This window comes from Rhodoblastus sp., from assembly GCF_052145335.1.
In the GTDB taxonomy this organism is placed as follows: domain Bacteria; phylum Pseudomonadota; class Alphaproteobacteria; order Rhizobiales; family Beijerinckiaceae; genus Rhodoblastus.
Genome location: NZ_JBKQOU010000041.1, coordinates 1 through 2,892, shown reverse-complemented (window position 1 = coordinate 2,892; position 2,892 = coordinate 1). Strand labels below are relative to the sequence as shown.

Genomic DNA, 2,892 nt, shown 5'->3' with positions numbered 1-2,892 from the left:
ATCGACGCCGCAAAGGCTATTCCATGGGTCGAAAAGAAGACCGGCAAGACGCTGGCGGCGTCGCAGCGCGCCGCGGTCGCGATGGTCCTCCGCTCAAAGACGTCCGTGGTCACTGGCGGCCCCGGCGTCGGCAAAACGACGCTGCTCGACGCCATCCTGCGCATCGTCTTTGCCAAGGGAACGAAGATCTTGCTCGCGGCGCCGACCGGCCGCGCCGCCAAGCGAATGTCCGAGCAGACTGGCATCGAAGCCAAGACCATTCACCGGTTGCTGGAAACCGATCCCAAGCATGGCGGGTTCAAACGCAACGCCGAGAACCAGCTTGATTGCGATCTTCTCGTCATCGACGAGACCAGCATGCTCGACACCTCGCTGATGTTCGCCCTGGTGAAGGCCATTCCCCCGAAGGCGGCCTTGCTGTTGGTCGGCGACGTCGACCAATTGCCGTCGGTCGGTCCGGGACAGGTTCTTGCCGATGTCATCAATTCCGGCGCCATCGCGGTCGCCCGATTGACCGAGGTGTTCCGGCAAGCCGCCGAGAGCCGGATCGTCGTCAATGCGCATCGCATCAATCGCGGCGAGATGCCGGAATGGACCAAACCGGGCGAAGACTCCGACTTCTTCTTCGTCGAGGCGGCCGATCCCGAGGATGGCGCCGCGAAGGTCGTCGAGATCGTCCGCGACAGAATTCCCCGACGCTTCGGCCTGGATCCCGTCCGCGACATTCAGGTGCTGTGCCCGATGCAGCGCGGAGCCCTTGGCGCGCGGGCGCTCAACGCCGATCTCCAGAACGCCCTCAATCCGAACATGGGCGAGAAAATCGAGCGTTTCGGCTCGGCCTTCGCTCCTGGCGACAAGGTCATGCAGACCGAAAACGACTACGACCGCGAGGTCTTCAACGGCGATCTTGGTCGGGTCAGGCGCATCGACCGGACCGACGGTGTCCTTATCGTCGATTTCGACGGGCGCGAGGTCGAATATCCGTTCGGGGAACTCGACGCACTCGTCCCCGCCTACGCCACGACGATCCACAAGTCACAGGGATCGGAATACCCCGCCGTTGTGATCACGCTGGCGAAGCAGCACTACACCATGCTCGCCCGGAACCTGGTCTATACGGCGGTCACCCGCGGGAAGCGCCTTGTCGTCATCGTCGGGCAGCGGAAGGCGCTGGCAATCGCCGTCCGCAGCCATGGGTCGCGAAGACGTTGGACGAAACTGCGCGAATGGCTGACTGGGAACCGGGCCGCAGCATGATCGACGCCAGGCGCTTTCGTTCGAACCGCATACGAAAGCGACCTCCTCCTAAATTCAGCGCCAGAAACGGAGGTTTGCGCAAAAAATGTCTCCACCCGAAACCAACTGCCTGCGCGAGCGCAGTCACATGACTGTTTGATAGCCGCGCCGACGCTTCGCTGCGATCAGACGCTTGATGCAATCGAAGGCGTCGTCGGCGCTGTCGCAATATAGTGCTGTCCCCGCGCCTGACGCATCCGGGCGTGGCGGAAGGGACCTGATCAATGCAAAAATTCAAACGAATATTTTTGGGTGAAGCATGCCGTCCCGTGCTAGTTCGAACCGATACGGCTCCATGCAAAACCGACCTTAAGGCATGCCATCCACGCTTTCCCTAATGCTGACGCCCCATGGTTCGCTTCGACTCGATCGGGTCGAAGACGAATTGCCTTTGGCTGACGAGCTTGCGGAGCGGCTTGAGAAGAGCTTCGCCCGTGGGTCTGGACATGGCCTTCTTCACCTCGGGGCGGCGGAAGCGGGAACCAGCCTGCCGCCAGCCTTGGCCTGGTGGCGTGATTTCGCCATGCGCTTTATCGCCGAACTTTGCAGCCTGGGCGAAACGGCGCAGCGCAGCGCCCTTCCCGCCCCTTCCGCCAGCGAACTCGCGGCTCTCGTCGACGAGGCGCCGCCGATGCGCGGCGGCGAATATCTGCGTCCCAAGGGCCTGGTCGAATTCTGGCACGAAATAGGCCGGTCGCTAGATACCGAACTTGCTGAAAGCGGCCTCTCGCTCAGGGATTTCCTGAAAAATCGAAATCGCCGCTGGCGCCTGGTCGGGCGGGTGCATTTCAATCTGGCGGAGAATCGCCGCGATCCGGAATTCCCCTTCGCCTTCATGGCGACCTATACGTCCAGCCTGTCGGCGAACGGCGAATTGCGACACCTGCCGCTCGGCCAGGCTTTGCGCGAATATGCCGGCTCCGGCGACAAGGCCAAATTGTTGCAGCTTCTCAAGCCCGTGCAAGAGGCCGCCGAGACATGCCCATGGCTGAAAACAATCGTCGACTCGGGCGAAATCTTTCATCCCCTCCGCTGGGAGCCTCAGGACGCCGTGCGTTTGCTGCGCGATGTCGAAACGATGGAGACGGCTGGCCTGGTCATTCGGATGCCGGCCAGTTGGCGGATGAACCGGCCTAGCCGACCCTCGGTCGAGGCGACGGTCGGCGCGACCCAGCCTTCGGTTCTCGGCGTGGACGGCCTGCTCGATTTTCGCGTCGAGGTCAGTCTCGACGGCGAAAGTCTCACTGCCGAGGAAATTGAGGCGCTGCTCGACGCTACGCACGGCCTCGCTCTTTTGCGCGGCAAGTGGGTCGAGGTAGATCAGCAGCGTCTGCGCGAAACACTCGATAAATTCCAACGGATCGAGCGTCTGTCGGAACAGGAGGGCGTTCCATTCGGCGAGGCCATGCGTCTGCTGGCGGGCGCCGATATCGGCCCTTCCGCCAAAGCCGCCACCACGGCGCAATGGGGACAGGTGCTCGCCGGCCCCTGGCTTGCCGAGGCATTAGCCAACTGCCGCAGTCCAGAAGGCCTGGCTCGAACCGATCCCGGCGACAGCCTTAAGGGGACGTTGCGGCCCTATCAGGAGGTCGGCGT

At 62.7% G+C, this 2,892-nt stretch carries 2 protein-coding genes; both read left to right on the top strand.

Translation table 11 applies throughout. From position 1 onward, the window contains the following. On the top strand, positions 1-1,257 hold a 1,257-nt coding region (recD2, locus tag ACLP2E_RS02730), incomplete at its 5' end, for an SF1B family DNA helicase RecD2 (RefSeq protein WP_442465086.1). Between the two features lie 376 nt (positions 1,258-1,633). Beyond that, a partial coding sequence (locus tag ACLP2E_RS02725; protein ID WP_442465085.1) for an SNF2 helicase-associated domain-containing protein occupies positions 1,634-2,892 on the top strand: 1,259 nt, incomplete at its 3' end.